General features: G+C 59.5%; 17 protein-coding genes and 1 tRNA gene. 15 read left to right on the top strand and 3 right to left on the bottom strand.

Translation table 11 applies throughout. From position 1 onward, the window contains the following. Positions 1-50 precede the first annotated feature (50 nt). The 7 genes from L2D14_01430 to L2D14_01400 all read left to right on the top strand — a co-directional run bounded on the left by L2D14_01430 (position 51) and on the right by L2D14_01400 (position 5,901). On the top strand, positions 51-620 hold the full coding sequence (locus L2D14_01430) for a hypothetical protein (protein WNK00102.1): 570 nt from the start codon (positions 51-53) through the stop codon (positions 618-620). Then, positions 620-2,536, top strand: a complete 1,917-nt coding sequence (locus L2D14_01425; protein ID WNK00101.1) for a hypothetical protein — start codon at positions 620-622, stop codon at positions 2,534-2,536. Before L2D14_01430 ends, L2D14_01425 begins: the two co-directional genes overlap by 1 nt. Positions 2,537-2,561: 25 nt before the next feature. Beyond that, positions 2,562-3,044, top strand: a complete 483-nt coding sequence (locus L2D14_01420; GenBank protein WNK00100.1) for a hypothetical protein — start codon at positions 2,562-2,564, stop codon at positions 3,042-3,044. Between the two features lie 44 nt (positions 3,045-3,088). Continuing rightward, on the top strand, positions 3,089-3,445 hold the full coding sequence (locus L2D14_01415; protein ID WNK00099.1) for a hypothetical protein: 357 nt from the start codon (positions 3,089-3,091) through the stop codon (positions 3,443-3,445). A 5-nt stretch (positions 3,446-3,450) separates the two neighbouring features. Then, positions 3,451-4,950 (top strand): phage terminase large subunit, encoded by a 1,500-nt coding sequence (terL, locus tag L2D14_01410; protein ID WNK00098.1) that lies wholly within the window; start codon positions 3,451-3,453, stop codon positions 4,948-4,950. 70 nt (positions 4,951-5,020) lie between these two features. Next, entirely contained in the window at positions 5,021-5,212 is a 192-nt protein-coding gene (locus L2D14_01405) for a hypothetical protein (GenBank protein WNK00097.1), read from the top strand. Between the two features lie 134 nt (positions 5,213-5,346). Then, positions 5,347-5,901: a hypothetical protein gene (locus L2D14_01400; GenBank protein ID WNK00096.1), complete on the top strand. Its 555-nt coding sequence runs from the start codon at positions 5,347-5,349 to the stop codon at positions 5,899-5,901. Positions 5,902-6,075: 174 nt separating this feature from the next. On the opposite strand, the gene L2D14_01395 is transcribed toward L2D14_01400, so the two are convergent. Continuing rightward, positions 6,076-6,621 carry a hypothetical protein gene (locus L2D14_01395; protein ID WNK00095.1) on the bottom strand — a complete coding sequence of 182 codons (546 nt, stop codon included), beginning with the start codon at positions 6,619-6,621 and terminating at the stop codon, positions 6,076-6,078. A 58-nt stretch (positions 6,622-6,679) separates the two neighbouring features. On the opposite strand from L2D14_01395, the gene L2D14_01390 reads away from it, so the two are divergent. Both L2D14_01390 and L2D14_01385 read left to right on the top strand, forming a co-directional pair. Beyond that, positions 6,680-8,233 carry a hypothetical protein gene (locus L2D14_01390; GenBank protein ID WNK00094.1) on the top strand — a complete coding sequence of 518 codons (1,554 nt, stop codon included), beginning with the start codon at positions 6,680-6,682 and terminating at the stop codon, positions 8,231-8,233. Positions 8,234-8,370: 137 nt separating this feature from the next. Continuing rightward, entirely contained in the window at positions 8,371-9,144 is a 774-nt protein-coding gene (locus L2D14_01385; protein WNK00093.1) for an NUDIX domain-containing protein, read from the top strand. A 54-nt stretch (positions 9,145-9,198) separates the two neighbouring features. On the opposite strand, the gene L2D14_01380 is transcribed toward L2D14_01385, so the two are convergent. Together L2D14_01380 and scpA are read right to left on the bottom strand one after the other, a co-directional pair. Beyond that, a complete protein-coding gene (locus L2D14_01380; GenBank protein ID WNK00092.1) occupies positions 9,199-9,771 on the bottom strand; it encodes a peroxidase-related enzyme in 573 nt (190 codons plus the stop codon). A 50-nt stretch (positions 9,772-9,821) separates the two neighbouring features. Then, on the bottom strand, positions 9,822-11,975 hold the full coding sequence (gene scpA, locus L2D14_01375; GenBank protein ID WNK00091.1) for a methylmalonyl-CoA mutase: 2,154 nt from the start codon (positions 11,973-11,975) through the stop codon (positions 9,822-9,824). 258 nt (positions 11,976-12,233) lie between these two features. Between scpA and L2D14_01370 the strand changes: the two genes are divergently transcribed. The 6 genes from L2D14_01370 (at position 12,234) to L2D14_01345 (ending at position 15,765) form a co-directional block, all read left to right on the top strand. Beyond that, positions 12,234-12,605, top strand: a complete 372-nt coding sequence (locus L2D14_01370) for a GcrA family cell cycle regulator (protein WNK00090.1) — start codon at positions 12,234-12,236, stop codon at positions 12,603-12,605. A gap of 181 nt (positions 12,606-12,786) precedes the next feature. Further along, on the top strand, positions 12,787-13,095 hold the full coding sequence (locus L2D14_01365) for a hypothetical protein (GenBank protein WNK00089.1): 309 nt from the start codon (positions 12,787-12,789) through the stop codon (positions 13,093-13,095). Between the two features lie 19 nt (positions 13,096-13,114). Then, positions 13,115-13,987 (top strand): DUF4743 domain-containing protein, encoded by an 873-nt coding sequence (locus L2D14_01360; protein ID WNK00088.1) that lies wholly within the window; start codon positions 13,115-13,117, stop codon positions 13,985-13,987. Between the two features lie 40 nt (positions 13,988-14,027). Continuing rightward, the gene (gene pip / locus L2D14_01355) at positions 14,028-14,987 is read left to right on the top strand and encodes a prolyl aminopeptidase (protein WNK00087.1); all 960 of its coding nucleotides are present in this window, start codon (positions 14,028-14,030) and stop codon (positions 14,985-14,987) included. 108 nt (positions 14,988-15,095) lie between these two features. Beyond that, positions 15,096-15,590 carry an acyloxyacyl hydrolase gene (locus tag L2D14_01350; protein WNK00086.1) on the top strand — a complete coding sequence of 165 codons (495 nt, stop codon included), beginning with the start codon at positions 15,096-15,098 and terminating at the stop codon, positions 15,588-15,590. A 98-nt stretch (positions 15,591-15,688) separates the two neighbouring features. Further along, positions 15,689-15,765 (top strand) — tRNA-Arg (locus L2D14_01345). Positions 15,766-15,954: the final 189 nt, after the last annotated feature.

Raw genomic sequence — 15,954 nt, 5'->3', positions numbered from 1 at the left:
GGCTCCGGCCGCTTTTTTTATGTCCACACATCATTGAAGGAGACAAGACGATGGCTTTATCCGGCATCGCAATCTGTTCGCGCGCACTCATGAAACTGGGCGCGGACGGTATCACGTCGTTCGAGGACGGCACCGCCGAGGCGGAAGTCGCGGCCAGCCTTTACGGCCCTGTTCGCGACGCGCTTTTATCCGCGTATCCGTGGAGTTTTGCCACGGGGCAGATCGGCCTCGCCAGGCTCGCCGCCGAACCGGTCGCCGACTATGCGTATGCGTACCAGCTTCCGAGCGATTTTCTGCGCGTGCTGTCGGCGGGGATCAGCGGTCGCGGCCGCGGCATACAATACCGCATCGCCGAACGCCGGCTGCACACGGACGCGTCCGAAGTGACACTGACCTATATCTTTCGGCCCGAAGAAGAAACCTTTCCGGCCTTCTTCGATCAGGCGCTGATCGTGCGTCTGGCGGCAGAATTTTGTATTCCGCTGACGGATTCCACGTCCCGTTCCGAAGTGCTCACCCGGCTTGCCGAAAGCGCATTTCAGCAAGCCAAGCTGATCGACGGGCAACAGGAATCCTCCGTTTACCTTGAAGACTTCTCGCTGGTGGAGGTGCGTTCGTAATGGTTCAGATCAATATCGATAAATCCAACTTCACCGGGGGCGAGATCTCACCGCGTCTGCTCGGGCGCGGGGATCTCCGCTCCTATGGGAACGGTGCCGGAAAGCTCCGAAATGTCATCGTTCATCCGACCGGCGGCGTCACGCGCCGGCCCGGTCTTCGCTATATCGATACGGCCCGTGGGTCCGGGCGGCTGTTGGCATTCGAGTTCAATACCGAACAGGTCTACCTGCTGGTCTTCACCGACGAACACGTCGATGTTTACAAGGACGGTGTCCAGGTATGCGATTTCGGGACGCCATGGACATCGGCGCAGGTCTCGCAGATAAGCTGGGTGCAAAGCGCCGATACTCTGTTCGTCGTGCATCCGGATGTGGAACCGAGAAAAATCACCCGATCGTCGCATACATCGTGGAGTATCTCGACGTGGTCGTTTCTCGATGAACAGGATACGGGTGCGTCCGTCGACCGTATCCAGCAGCCGCACCACAAGTACGCCGATGATGAAGTGACCCTGACGCCGAGCGCGACCTCGGGCTCGGTTACGCTGACGGCGTCGGCAAACGTGTTCGACGCTGCTCATGTGAACGGACGTATACGGATCGGCAACAAGGAAGTTTTGATCACGGCGGTGGCCTCGGCGACATCCGCTACCGCAACGGTCAAGGAAACGCTGGCCAACACGGCAGCGACCAAGGACTGGGAGGAGCAGGCGTTTTCCGCGATTCGCGGCTGGCCGACTTCGGTTTGCTTCCATCAGGACCGGTTGGTCATCGGTGGGTCGCGCGATCTGCCGAACAGGCTGTGGATTTCCAAGTCAGCCGACCTGTTCAATTTCGATCTCGGCGAGGGGCTGGATGACGAGGCGATTGAATTCGCCATCCTGTCCGATCAGGTCAACGCCATTCGCGCCGTGTTTTCCGGCCGGCACCTGCAGGTGTTTACCTCGGGCGCGGAATGGATGGTGACGGGTGAGCCGCTGACGCCGCAGAACCTGCAGCTCAAGCGGCAAACCCGCATCGGCTCGCCGGTCGACCGTTCGGTACCGCCCAGGGATGTCGACGGCGCGACGATCTTCGTGCCGCGGGACGGCTCCGGCATCCGCGAATTTTTGTTCGCCGATGTGGAACAGGCCTATCAGGCAACGGATCTGGCAACCACGGCACAACATCTCATCAAGACGCCGCTGGATCAGGATTATGACAATGCCGAGCGCTTGCTGCATGTAGTCATGGGGGACGGGACCCTGGGGACGCTCACCGTCTACCGTGCCGAGAACGTCAATGCGTGGTCTGTGCAGTCGACCGACGGCGCTTTCATTTCCGTTGCCGTCGTCGGCATGGATACGTATCTGCTGATCGTCAGGGGCGGCGCCTATCTGATCGAACAATTCGATGCGTCGCTTTCCACCGATAGCGGCGTCACGGCCGCATCGGAAACGCCGACGGATACATGGAGCGGCTTCGACCACCTTGAAGGACGGGCACTCGCCGTACTCGCCGATGGCGCGCCACGCGATGATGCGACGGCTGCATCGGGGGCAATCTCGCTTGCTTATGAGGCATCCTCCGTCGAGGCGGGACTTGCGTATGAGCATATCGTCGAGCCGATGCCGCCGATCCTGTCCGGGTCGAATAGCGGTCTCGGCACAAAGGTGCGCCCGATCTCGGTCACATTGCGGCTGCAGGATACGTCCGCGCTGACGCTCGATGTCGGACGCGGGTATGCGGAAGTGCCGTTCCAGTCACTGGGTCCGGGGCTTCTCGATCAGCCGCGGCCATCGTTCACCGGTGACAAGACGGTGCGCGCGCTCGGCTGGCGGACTGTCGGCCCGGATGCTCTGTGGTCGATCCGCCAGGACGTGCCGTTGCCGTTCACGCTTCTGTCGGTGGCGACAAAAATTTCCGCAAACGGATAATCAACAAACAGCTTAGGAGAAGATTATGGGTGAAGCAGCAATTGTCGCGGCGTTGTCGACAGCGGTAAATACGGTACAAGCACAAGGACAGGCACGCGCGCAGCAACGCGCTCAGCAGGCGGCCGCCAATCGCCAGATCGAGGCGCAGCGCATGCAGCAGGAACGGCGCGAAAAGGACATGCGCGAGCAGGCCAAGCGCGAACAGGCAACGGCCCGCGCATCGTTCGGCGCGCGCGGCGTGTCATCCGCCGGGGGCTCAGCGAACGCCTTGCTGCAGGGCATATCCTCGCAGACAGAAGAGAGCATCGCAGATGACAGGCGAATGGTGGACTTCGGCATAGAAAGCCTGCGTGAAAACCAGCGCGCTCAGCAGCGTCAGAGCCTGCTCCAATCACGCAACAGCATTCTCAACACGATTGTTGGCACAGGTGGAAAGATTATTTCATCGGGCCAGATGTCATCGAACTCGGGGGCGTTCGGAACAGGCTTCCACCCCGGAGAACGCTGACCGATATCGGTCGTCTGCATTTAACCTGACGTTAGGAGACTTCTATGAAATCCGAACCTGAAGTGCGTGTGCGGCGAGCGGCAAGGAAACCGCCGCTAGAGACCGCGCGCGACGTTTTGGGGAAATCGCTGCCGGTCTCGATCCGCCATGCCTTGCAAAATTACAGGGGTGTTGCTTTCGCCGATCCGCCAAGCGATGCGAAGGAATTTCAGCAGCATCAGGCGGCCTGCAAAGCAGCGCTGCAGCATATCGAAGCACTGTTGAAGCTGGCGGGGATTGTCGATGCACCGGCTGGCAAAGTGCCGGCGGCAGGACATGACACTGCGTCACTTCTGGCCCGTGCCGAAGCGACCGTCGATGCCTATGCCAAAACAGATGACAACCAACAAACCAGGGAGTGACGAACATGCAAAAGCCGACCCTGCCCGTTTTTGTTGCTGCCTGGAATGACGTGCAGGGGCTCGGCACACCGAAGTTGCATTTCGATGTTTCTTGCTGGCTGGCAGCCCGCTGGCTTGGCGGGGATCGCGAGTTGCTTCTCATGGCATTCAGGAACTCGGGCAAGTCAACGCTGGTCGGGTTGTTCGCGGCCTGGCTTTTGCTGATGGACCCCGAGCTTCGGATCATGGTCCTGGCGGCCGATCACCAGCTTGCGCAAAAGATGGTCCGGAATGTCCGGCGTATTCTCGAACGCCATCCGCTGGCGCAGGGCCTGCGCCCGGCGGCGAGCGAGGAATGGGCATCCGACCGGTTTACCGTCAATCGAGCGCGCGAGCATCGCGATCCGTCGATGTTGGCGAAGGGGATCGGCGCGAACATTACGGGGTCACGTGCCGATATCGTGATCTGCGATGACGTCGAGGTGCCGAACACCTGCGATACGCCGTTGAAGCGTGATGAACTGCGCGAGCGTCTGGACGAGGTCGATTTTATCCTGGTGCCGGGCGGGCTCAGGTTGTTCGTCGGCACGCCGCATACCTACTATTCGGTCTATGCCGAAGAGGCCCGACCGGATGCCGGCGAGGACAGGCCGTATCTTGACGGCTTTCACCGACTGAGCTTGCCGGTTTATGACGATGCCGGCAGGTCGCGCTGGCCGGAGCGGTTTTCGGTTGAGCGGATCGAAGCTATGCGCAGCCGGTCCGGCCCCGCCAAGTTCATGAGCCAGATGATGCTGTCACCGTCGAATGTCGTCGATTCGAGGCTCGATCCGGACCGGCTGCAAACCTACGGTGAGGAGCTTGAATACCGCGAGGGAAACGGCGAGCCTCTGTTGAACCTGGGCAAACGCCGGCTCCTATCGGCGTCGTGCTTCTGGGATCCGAGCTTCGGGCGACCTGGACGCGGCGACGCCAGTGTCATCGCCGTCGTGTTCACGGATCAGGATGGCGGCTACTGGCTGCATGGCGTCGAGTACCTGACCCACGTCCCGGAACTTGCCCACGAAATCGACGAAGCGACGCAATTATGCCGTCAGGCGGTTTCGTTCGTGCGCCGCCATTTTGTGCCGGCTGTGACGATCGAGACCAACGGCATCGGCAAGTTTCTGCCGGGACTTTTCCGCCGTGAACTGCACCGGGCCGGGATTAGCGCATCCGTGATCGAGCACGCCTCGAGCCGCAACAAGACGGCACGCATCCTTGAAGCCTTCGATGCCGTCCTTGCCGCCGGGCGATTGAATGTCGCCGGCCGTGTCTGGGACAGTCCGTTCATTCGGGAAATGCGGGAATGGCAACCGGGCGGCACGGGGCCGGATGACGGGCTGGACGCCGTCGCCGGGTGCCTGCTTGCCGAGCCGGTCCGCTTCGGCGAGACGACAAGAACCCGTGATCCCCGCGCCCGTGCCATGACGGCATGGCGGACCGGCAAGGCACCAGTCCGCATAGAAACCGATTTCGACGTTTAATGCCGGGGGTGTGAAAAAGTCCCGCTGGCCCGTTCATAACGGGAAGTGCAACCAGAGGAGGTAGAAGCACATGGATCCACGCGAGCTCGAAATTCAGCGACTGCAAGAGCTGTTACAGTGGCGTCTTTGGATCGGCGCCGTTCTCGGCGTGCCAATTGCCGTCGGCACGGGATTGGCGTTGGTGTTTTTCTTAACGCTGGCGGAACCAGTCCCGGCGGACATCGACCCGCCCGGCTTTGAGGCCGAGGACAGGACGCGCTGACGACAACCGACCATGCCTATGCCCGGCTGCGCGATTTTGAAGGGACGCAACGCGGCTTTCATTTCGACGGCAATGACAAGTTTATTCGTTAATCTGTGCATAGCATGGGCGTAGTCTTGGCGACGGAGGATCGTATGAGAAAGTTTGCGATATTGATTTTTGCGGTTTGGATGATCGCGGGGGCGGCTGGTGTAGCCGCCGATGATGGGCCGCAACCGCCGGCGCCGAACCTGTTCCCGCCCAAGGCGGGCTGCCCGCCGAACATGCTGGGGGTGTGGCAAATGATATACGAAGGGTATCAGGATATATACGGCGACGTGACGATCACGCCGGACGCCATCGAGTTCGGAAAAATCGGGCGTTTCAAGCTCAGCTCTGCGGGGCCGTTACTGGACGGTATCGATTGGTCAAAGGAACCGCTGGCGCTACCGGTGAGGCCGGAAGATTTAAAGCCGGAATACTCGGGTTACCTTTTGAAGTTTGAGAAGGAATTGGTTGGATTGGCTAAAACCGGGAGCGCGTACAATTTCGTCACGATTACATATGGTGCAAAACATAATCGCGACGTATGCAATATGGATATAATTCTAAGTGAGACTAAATTGGATATGGCATTAATGCTGGGTGGACAGGAGCACTTCAGCAAGTACGGCATTTTGATCGTGGTGCCGATTCTATCATCCAATTAGACATTTTATTTTTTAGGACCTTTGTCCGAACCGGCGGCCCCACTGGGGCCGCTTTTTATTGGCGCCTAATTCGGCTTCTGAGCTTCGGGAAAGACAGTGCTCTTGCCATGTCGGCAAGCATGTCCGGCTCAGGATCTTTTCAAAGATCACGGGATTCCAAAGAGGTGCGAGGTATCAAGGGAGTTCGATGTTCCACTTCTTTCCCCATTCTTTAATCTGTAGAGCGCCGGCATCAATTTCGTCCTTGGTCAGTTCAGAAAGTGTCCGAGCTTCGAGTTCAGAAATTTTTTCTTCCCCAAGTGCAAAGGCTTTGTAAGCGTACACCCAAGCTTTGACCTTCTCGGAGTTGGGCGCGACACCCCAGTAATGAAGCAATGACAACAGGCCGAGCGCGTCGGGGTTGTTTTGCTGCGCTGACTTCTCAAGCCACGCGACGCCGCCCGGAATGTCTTTCGGAACTCCGTTGCCTTGCACGTACATGGTTCCCAGCACGTATTGGGCGCGTGCATTGCCGTTACTCGCCAGTTCTTCGCCGATGCGAAGCGCCGATAGATAATTTTTTTGATTGAGCGCTTTATCAAGTTCCAACGTCCCATCAGCTGCCGCTGGTGAAGTAGAACATAGCGCGACCAAGGGAAGCCAAAACAGCACCTTGGACTTCCGCAAAAATAGAATTCTTGCCATGTCGGCAAGCATGCCACGAGCGAGGCTATCGCTCAACTTGTTACGCCAGAATGATGTCGAGAGACGGTTTGGCGTCTCATTCAGGAGAATAAAAATGGATATAGAAAGAAAACCCGGGAGCGTCCCCGAGTATTTCAGGCAGTTGAAGCCGAATAGCAGCGATTCAGATTTCGAAAATGCAATCGCTAAAGTGAGAGAAGCTTTTCCTGGCGCTGGGAAGTATCACGAGCGCGCGGAATACAACTTACTGGTCTTCGACGTCCGTGATCGCGGCTACACCGGCGATGCGGCGATGGTGAAGCGGGGGCTGTTGAATATCGAAGATGTCTCCGACGAGGGGCTTGCCAATCTTGAGGAACGTCTGCGTGAGGAAAATAAGAAGCTGGATTTCTTCGGCGCCGGCTCATTGAGTGGTCCGGATGAGCGGGCATCGTCCGGCCACGCGGACAAAGGCGTTCAGGCCGCTGTCGATGCCGGTTTGAAGAGGCGCGCGGCGCCCAGCGAAATGTCCGCGTTGACCAAGGCCAGTAAGAAAATCATCGGTACGGTGGACACGGCCGTCAGCGCTAAGGATATTCTTGAAGGAATGGCGTTGGCGCAGAAGATCAAGGCCGAGAAAGCCCGCCGGGCAAAGCTGAAATCGGGTGAGCATGAGGCCGATCCGCCGAAAAGCGGGGTGCCGGACCAGAACGATCTGGACCCGAACGACGAAGCCCAGGGTTTCGGCCCGCATGCCGATAAAGGCGACACGGCTAAACCGGAAAGGGGCAAGCCTGAACCCAATGAAGTATCCGACGCATCCTCGCCCGACGCGGCGAAGATGAAGGCGGCGCTGATGCCGTCCGAGAAAGACGGCGGGCGCGACGAACTGCTGTTCAAGTCCGCCGATCAGTTGACCGAGGCCGAGGCGCTCGATCTCGGGCGCTGGTATCACGATTTGCAATCGAACGATCCGTTACGGACGGAACTGGAGAAAAGGCGACGCGATTTCTATGTGCTCAACTATGGCAACGATCCGGCACCGCATGACGAAACCGGGCGCATGAAGCCGGTGCAGCCAATCCGCCAGGTACCGGAAAAAGCGACACCTGCCAAATCGGCGGACGGTAGCCCGCTCGCCGACGGCATCCGCCGTATCGCGGGGGCGGTGGCGAAACGCGCCGGGAAGGACGGTCTCGCCAACGCCGCGAAGGTGCTGCAGGTGGGTCTCAATCTGGCGGGTCAGGCGTTGAAAGTCGACGGCGATCCGGGGCAGAAAACGCGGGCTGGGCTGGCGGCCACGGTTGCCAAGCGGGGCGCGGCGAAAACCGAGGAAGCCGTTGCCATGGGCGGCTTTAAACATATGGCCGATGCTGGACAGACGCCCGTTCGGGCTAAGCCGGGTCTTCGCGATACGGTCGAGAAAGATGTGCAGCCGTTGTTCGGCGCACGGAAACCGAAGGTCGCGGCAGAGACGCTGCAGTCGAGCCTCAACGATCTCGATGCCGAGGCAGCTGAGAAGCGCCGGGCGCCGAAGCCCGAACCTTTGAAGGTCGATGGCGATATCGGGCCGAAAACAGAAGGCGCATTCGCGTCTGCCCTTGCGGATCACGGTGCGGACAAGGTGACAAAGCGATATTCGGACGATCTCGGATTCGGCTTCGGCTGAACGGTTATGCCCGAAATGACGAACGCCGGGCGGAAGGGTCATCGGCTCTTCCGCCGGAGGATTTGTATCCGCTGTGTCGGCGTTTTAATCTTGTCCGGCGCCAGTCAACGGATCCGACAATTATGCAGGAAAGTTTCATGACGGATGGTCCGGCCGAGGCACGCCCGGCATCGACGCTTATTCTGTTACGCAAGGTGCAAAACCATCCGCTGCAAACGTTGATGGTCGTGCGCCAGAAAGCGATCGCCTTTGCCGGCGGGGCCATTGTCTTTCCGGGTGGGCGGGTCGATGCCTCGGATCATGCGCACGCCGGCGAGGAGGCCGGTGATGCCTTTAAAATCGCCGCGATCCGGGAAACCTTCGAAGAAAGCGGCATCCTGCTGGCGCGCCGCAGTTCGACAGGCGATATGGTTTCGAAATCAACCGCCGGACGTCTGCAGCAACAGTACCGGGATGCGGTGTGCAAGGGTGAACTGGCCTTCGCCGATATGCTGCGCGCCGAGGGTCTTGCCTGTGCTGTCGACCGGCTTGTTCCGTTCGCGCACTGGATCACGCCGCCGTCGCGAAGCAAACGCTTCGACACACATTTTTTTGTGGCGCCTTATGCGGAAGATCAGCACGTCGCACATGACGATGGCGAGGTGACGAAAGCCATGTGGATTGCGCCCCCGGTGCTGCTCGCGGCGGCCAGAGATAATAAATATAAGCTCGTTTTTGCGACACGGCTGAATGTCGAGCGGCTTTGCGCTTTCGCTTCGGTCGACGAGGCGATCGAGACGACACGCAACACGCCGGTCGTTACCGTGCGCCCGGAAAGCGTCGAGACGCCCGAGGGCAGGATGGTGCGTATCCCGGCCGAGGCCGGTTACGGCGGCGCGTTGTTTCTGTCCAACGACCCGGTGTCCATTTAGTAAGTTTATTGCGGCACGACCGGGGGTCGGCGCGGGGTCGTTTGCCGTGCCGGCTCAGCCGCGCCCGAGAGTGTAAAACTCATCGTTGGGGCGCATGGCGGTCATGTTGGCGAGGCGGTTGCTCATGCCGAAGAAGGCGGTAATGGCGCCGATATCCCAGATGTCGTCATCGTCGAAGCCGTGGCTTCGTAGCGTGTCGAAATCTTCGTCGCTGACCGTCTCGGCGTGCAGGCAGACCTTCAACGCGTAATCGAGCATCGCCTTTTGCCGTTCGGTGATGTCGGCCTTGCGGTAATTGACGGCGACCTGATCGGCGACGAGAGGGTCCTTGGCGCGGATACGCAGGATCGCGCCGTGCGCCACCACGCAATACTGGCAACCGTTGGCGCTGGAGGTGGCGACGACGATCATCTCGCGTTCCGCCTTGCTCAGTCCCTCGTTCTTTTCCATCAGCGCATCGTGATAGGCAAAGAAGGCGCGACACTCGTCCGGTCTGTGCGCCAGTGCCAGGAAAACGTTCGGCACGAAGCCGGCTTTTTCCTGTACGGCGAGGATCTTGTCGCGGAGGTCCGGGGGCAAGTCCTGCAGGTCGGGGACCGGGAAGCGGCTGATCGGTTTATCGCTCATGATGCGGGGCTCAATTCGTTGTATCAGGTGCCGGGTGGATTGAAGCGGGTTTACTCCGCCGCTTCTGCCTTGCCGGAAAGCCGTGCCAGAATTTCCGCCGCCGCCGTCGGGATGTTGGTGCCGGGTCCGTAGATCGCGGCGACCCCCTTGCCATACAGGAAGTCGTAATCCTGCGGCGGGATGACGCCGCCGCACACCACCATGATGTCGTCGGCGCCCTGTTTCTTCAACTCGTCGATCAGCTCCGGGACCAGCGTCTTGTGGCCGGCGGCCTGAGATGAGACGCCGATCACATGGACATCGTTTTCGATGGCTTCGCGCGCCGATTCCTCCGGCGTCTGGAACAGTGGGCCGACGTCGACATCGAAGCCGATATCGGCAAACGCGGTGGCGATCACCTTGGCGCCCCGGTCGTGGCCGTCCTGGCCCATCTTGACGACCAGCATGCGCGGGCGGCGGCCTTCGGCTTCGGCGAACCGGGCGACGTCGGCGCGAATCTTGCCGAAGCTCTCGTCGGCGTCGTATGCACCGCCATAGACGCCGGAGATCGAGCGGATTTCGGCCCGGTAGCGGGTATAGACACTTTCCAGCGCGTCGGAGATTTCGCCGACGGTGGCGCGCTTGCGGGTCGCTTCGACGGCGAGCGCAAGCAGGTTGCCTTCGCCGGATTCCGCCGCATCGCTCAGCGCTTTGAGCGCCGCGTCGCAGGCCGCCTGATCGCGGGTATTGCGGATCGTCTGCAGACGCGTCACCTGGGACTCACGCACCTTGGCGTTGTCGATGTCGAGGATATCGATGTTCTCTTCTTCGGCGCGCTGATACTTGTTGACGCCGACGACGACTTCCTCGCCGCGGTCGATGCGGGCCTGACGGCGCGCAGCCGCTTCCTCGATGCGGAGCTTCGGAAGCCCGGCGTCGACGGCCTTGGTCATGCCGCCCATGTCCTCGACCTCGTCGATCAGCTTCTTCGCCTCAACGACCATCGCGTTGGTCAGGCTTTCGACATAGTAGCTGCCGCCGAGCGGATCGATGACGTTGGGGATGCCGGTTTCCTCGGCGATGATCAATTGCGTGTTGCGCGCGATCCGGGCCGAGTTGCGGGTCGGCAGGCCGACGGCTTCGTCGAGCGCATTGGTGTGCAGCGACTGGGTGCCACCCAACACCGCGGCCATCGCCTCAATCGTTGTGCGGATGACATTGTTGTTGGCGTCTTTTTCCGTCAGCGACACGCCCGACGTCTGGCAGTGGGTGCGCAGCATGCTTGAGCGCGGGTCCTTCGGCTCGAACTCCGTCATCAGTTCGGCCCACAAAATGCGTGCGGCGCGGAGCTTGGCGACTTCCATGAAGAAGTTCATGCCGATGCAGAAGAAGAAGCTCAGGCGCGGCGCGAACTTGTCCACGTCGAGGCCCTTGGCGCGGGCAGCGCGCACATACTCAACCCCGTCGGCCAATGTATACGCGAGCTCCTGCACGCAGGTCGCGCCCGCTTCCTGCATGTGATAGCCGGAAATCGAAATCGAATTGAAACGTGGCATGTACTCGGCAGTGTAGCCGATGATATCGGCGACGATGCGCATCGACGGTTCGGGCGGATATATATAAGTGTTCCGCACCATGAATTCTTTCAGAATGTCGTTCTGGATGGTGCCCGACAATTTGTCGGCGGAAACACCCTGTTCCTCGGCGGCGACGATATAGCCGGCCAGCACCGGCAGCACGGCGCCGTTCATGGTCATGGACACGGACATTTCGTCCAGGGGGATGCCGTCGAACAGGATCTTCATGTCCTCGACGCTGTCGATGGCGACGCCGGCCTTGCCGACATCGCCGATGACCCGCGCATGATCGCTGTCGTAGCCGCGGTGCGTCGCCAGATCGAAAGCAACGCTGAGGCCCTTTTGTCCGGCGGCAAGATTTTCGCGGTAAAACTTGTTGGAATCCTCGGCGGTCGAGAACCCGGCGTACTGGCGGATCGTCCACGGCCGGTTCGCGTACATGGTGGCACGCGGTCCACGCAGGAACGGCGCAAAGCCCGGCAGCGTGTCGATGTGCTCGAGGCCTTCAAGATCGGCAGCGGTATACAGCGGCTTGACGGTAATGCCTTCCGGCGTTTCCCAGTTTAGCGCGTCGGCGCTTTTTCCTTTGAGGTCTTTTTCAGCAGCCGCACGCCAATCTTCAAGTCCCGGCTTATCGGTACCCGCCATGTAATCCTCCGATCTCTTCTCCCAAGGCTGGCGATTATAGACGAGGCGCTGGTCCCGCTTCCATGTTTTTTGCACGTGCGAAATGGAAAATGGCTATTTTAGCGCGTCAACGCAAAATATTGTGCAGTTATCCACATCGTGCGATTGCATGGTAATAAGAAACAAAATATGGTGTCTGGGCTCGCGGTTTTACGTAAGAATCGGCCGCGAACAGGGGATTCAATCATTTGCCGCATCAGGCAGGCCGAGGAGACCGTAATGACCTTCGAGTGGACACCGGACCATATTAAAACGCTGATCGCGCTCTGGAACGAAGGGCATACAACCAGCGAAATCGGTTCGCGGATGGGGATCACCAAAAACGCGGTGGTCGGCAAAGTGCACAGACTTGGATTACCGAAGCGGGGCTCGCCGATCAAGCCGAAACCGGAAAAGAAAACCAACGTGGTTTCGATGGCGCAACTGCGTCCCGGCATGTGCGTCTGGCCGACCGGCGATCCGGCGACCGATGACTTTCACTTCTGCGGTGACAAGGTCGCCGAAGGACGCCCGTATTGTGCGACCCATTGCGAGCGGGCTTATGTGAAACCGTCGAAGGAAGACCGCCGCAGACGCGCCGCCAACGGCTGAGCCAAGCCTTCTTGGTCTTGACGCCTTTTCTGTGCGGCGTATGCTTGGCCACATGAAAACATTCTTTTCGCTATGTGTGATCGGACGAATTACGGACCCGGTGACCCTCTGAGGTCGCCGGGACACGCGCTTGATTTTTATGCGCGCGTATATACCGATCACTCATCTGAAAGAATGTATCATGAGCACCAATGCGGGCCGCGCCGAACCGGCCCAGACACCGAAAACTTTCACCGCCTGCTTTTCCGTCGTCGCCCAGTGCGATCCGAATACGTTGAGTCGTATCCTGGAGCCGTTTACCAAGCGCGGTCTGACACCATCACATGTCTATGCCATGCGAACCGGCGAGACCGGCGATGCCATGCATGTCGATCTGCAGCTTGCAGACGCCGATGCGGAGACAAACTGGCGATTGGCCAACGACCTGCGTGGATTACATTTGGTGCGAACCGTGCTGACATCGCAGAAAAGTCTGGCCGGAGCCATCTGATCTTGCCGGGAGACGTTATTTGAGTCTGATCGAACGGCTAGATATCTGCGCCCGATTTACACCGGAAAATTATCGCCCGCTGATGGTTTGCGGGCAGGCGCTGGGGCGTGTCGATCATGCTTTCGCCGAAGCGCTGGCTGGATATCCGGGAGTTTTCGAAGTCAGCGACGATGTGGTCACCTTGTCGCCGGGGCTTCCCACGGCGGAAGACCGCACCGAAGCCGTAGCGGCGTTGCTCGAACAACTCCGCGCGCAGGGTATGTTTCCCGGTTGGCGCGGTGAGCATTACCCCGTGTCCGAGAATTTTTACGCGCCGCCGTTGCTGACGATCGAGCGCGCCACTGTGCCCCGGTTCGGTACCATGGGCTACGGCGTGCACCTGAACGGCTATGTCCGTAAAGGCGGCTTGCTGCACATGTGGATCGGCAAGCGATCGATGCAAAAGCAGACCGGGCCCGGGAAACTCGATCAGATCGTTGCCGGCGGACAGCCCGTTGGCCTGTCGGTTCGCGATAATCTGATGAAGGAATGTGCCGAGGAAGCCGGAATGCCGGCGGTGCTTGCGGAAACGGCCGTGCCGATCGGTACTGTCTCGTATCTGACCGAACGTGCCGAAGGGTTGCGCCACGACGTGCTGTTCAACTATGACGTCGAACTGCCCGAGACTTTCGAACCGGTGCCGACGGACGGCGAAGTCGATGCCTTTTTCCTTTGGCCGATGGATGACGTGATCGCGCGTATTCGCGAAACCGACGATTTCAAATTTAATGCGGCCCTGGTCATTATCGATTTTGCCGTCCGCCATGGGGTACTGAAACCGGACGATCAGGATTATATAGAAATAACTGAAGCGATACGTGCCGGCCGCTTCGCCCCGATGAAAGTGCGTTGAGACCTTTTCTTGACGCGCCAACGATTGCTAAGGTGTCGATATGGATACAGCCCCCCGCCACATGGACCTCTACCCGAAGATCGAACCCTATGACCGGGGCATGCTTGATGTCAGCGACGGTCACCGGCTTTATTTCGAGCAGTCGGGCAATCCGCAGGGGGTCCCGGTGGTCTTTCTGCATGGCGGGCCGGGTGCGGGGTCCAATCCGGCACACCGGCGCTTTTTTGACCCGGACCATTATCGCATCGTTATTTTCGATCAGCGCGGTGCCGGGCGTTCGCGCCCATTTGCGTCGACCGAATGCAATACAACGGATCATCTTGTCGATGACATCGAACGGCTACGGGCGCACTTGAATATACACAGTTGGCTGGTTTTCGGCGGATCATGGGGCTCAACGCTGGCGCTGGTCTATGCGCTTCGCCACAAGTCGCACTGTCTGGGGCTTGTTCTGCGTGGTATATTCCTGGGCAGCACCGCCGAACTGGACTGGTTCCTTTATGGGATGCACACGGTTTTTCCGGAAGCCTGGCGGCGGTTTTCTGAATATATCCCCGACGATGAGCAGGGCGATCTGATGGCGGCGTACCACAAGCGTCTGATGGACCAGTCGCCGGAGGTGCACATGCAAGCCGCGGCATATTGGGCCGGGTATGAGACTTCATGCTCCAACCTGCTGGCGTCGCCAAGTGAGGCGCCCCCGCAGGCGTCCAGCGGCGCGCTGTCACTGGCCAGGATCGAGGCGCATTATTTCATCAATGACGTCTTTATCGGGGATACGGAAATCCTTGATGGAGTCCCGAATCTGCGCCATCTGCCCTGCGTCGTCGTGCAGGGCCGCTACGATATGGTGTGCCCGATCCGCACAGCCGACGCACTGGTGCGTATGTGGCCGGAAATCGATTACCGGATCGTACCGGATGCCGGACATTCGGCAATGGAACCGGGAATCCGCTCTCAGCTTGTGCGCGCGACCGAAAGCATGAAGGAGCGAATCTGACCCAGGGCTGAATGAAGCGGTAATTGACCGTGGGTATGGCTGGAAGTACAGTGCCCCCTTGGTTTGACAGGGGGAACCGTCATGAAGGTAATGTTGCGGGGAGTGTTTTTGGCAGTATTGATATGCGCAGTCCAGCCAGCACTGGCCGACGGTTTCAAGCTCGCCAAAGACCCGGCCTATATCACCTTTTCCGGCGGTTATTTCGATATCAATCGCCAGAAGGACGAGGGCGGCGAGTTTTCTCTGGAATACCGCTCCGACAAGGAACTCTGGATTTTCAAGCCTTTTGCACACGCGGCCTACGTCACCAATGGCATGAGTTTTGTCGGCGCCGGTGTCCTGATCGATCTGCAACTCGGTGATAACTGGATCATCCAACCCTCATTCGCACCGACGTGGTGGCGCGGCAAAACCGACGACCTTGATTTGGGCCATGCCCTTGAATTCCGCTCGCGGCTCGAAATCGCTTACCGGTTCCGTGACAAATCCCGCCTAGGGATATCCTTCTCGCACAGTTCGAATGCCAGTCTCGGCGATACCAATCCCGGCACGGAATCTGTGATGCTTAGCGTCTCCGTACCGACCACGATGATTGGCCGCTAATCTTTTTCAGCTCCCTGCACGTTCCAGTCTGAATTGGGCAATCGGCATCCGTGCCGCGTGATTGCCATCAGGCAACGGCTGGTGTAGTCAAAACCCGTGCGCCCGTAGCTCAGTAGGATAGAGCACAGGATTCCTAATCCTGGGGCCGCAGGTTCGAATCCTGCCGGGCGCACCATTTCCAATGTGCGCCCTGTTATGAATGAAAGGTTCGAGCATTGCTCGAACCGGGCGCACCATTCACTTTAAACTAAAATCCGTCACCCCGGCCCCCGCTTACGCGGGCACGGGCTCCGGCCGGGGTCCATAACGACGGACACCTGAATTCCGGTATAAGCCGGAATGACGGCGTGGGGGCACCCCTGCG

Source organism: Thalassospiraceae bacterium LMO-JJ14 (genome assembly GCA_021555105.2).
Lineage (GTDB): Bacteria > Pseudomonadota > Alphaproteobacteria > Rhodospirillales > Casp-alpha2 > UBA4479.
This window is presented reverse-complemented; position numbering and strand designations above follow the sequence as displayed.

Excerpts from the sequence above, each read along its gene's own strand:
- L2D14_01425 (WNK00101.1), top strand. The coding sequence starts at position 620 with ATGGTTCAGATCAATATCGATAAATCCAACTTCACCGGGGGCGAGATC.
- L2D14_01420 (WNK00100.1), top strand. The coding sequence starts at position 2,562 with ATGGGTGAAGCAGCAATTGTCGCGGCGTTGTCGACAGCGGTAAATACG.
- L2D14_01380 (WNK00092.1), bottom strand. The coding sequence starts at position 9,771 with ATGAGCGATAAACCGATCAGCCGCTTCCCGGTCCCCGACCTGCAGGAC.
- scpA (WNK00091.1), bottom strand. The coding sequence starts at position 11,975 with ATGGCGGGTACCGATAAGCCGGGACTTGAAGATTGGCGTGCGGCTGCT.
- L2D14_01405 (WNK00097.1), top strand. The coding sequence starts at position 5,021 with ATGGATCCACGCGAGCTCGAAATTCAGCGACTGCAAGAGCTGTTACAG.
- L2D14_01365 (WNK00089.1), top strand. The coding sequence starts at position 12,787 with ATGAGCACCAATGCGGGCCGCGCCGAACCGGCCCAGACACCGAAAACT.
- L2D14_01400 (WNK00096.1), top strand. The coding sequence starts at position 5,347 with ATGAGAAAGTTTGCGATATTGATTTTTGCGGTTTGGATGATCGCGGGG.
- pip (WNK00087.1), top strand. The coding sequence starts at position 14,028 with ATGGATACAGCCCCCCGCCACATGGACCTCTACCCGAAGATCGAACCC.
- L2D14_01370 (WNK00090.1), top strand. The coding sequence starts at position 12,234 with ATGACCTTCGAGTGGACACCGGACCATATTAAAACGCTGATCGCGCTC.
- L2D14_01430 (WNK00102.1), top strand. The coding sequence starts at position 51 with ATGGCTTTATCCGGCATCGCAATCTGTTCGCGCGCACTCATGAAACTG.
- terL (WNK00098.1), top strand. The coding sequence starts at position 3,451 with ATGCAAAAGCCGACCCTGCCCGTTTTTGTTGCTGCCTGGAATGACGTG.
- L2D14_01385 (WNK00093.1), top strand. The coding sequence starts at position 8,371 with ATGACGGATGGTCCGGCCGAGGCACGCCCGGCATCGACGCTTATTCTG.
- L2D14_01415 (WNK00099.1), top strand. The coding sequence starts at position 3,089 with ATGAAATCCGAACCTGAAGTGCGTGTGCGGCGAGCGGCAAGGAAACCG.
- L2D14_01390 (WNK00094.1), top strand. The coding sequence starts at position 6,680 with ATGGATATAGAAAGAAAACCCGGGAGCGTCCCCGAGTATTTCAGGCAG.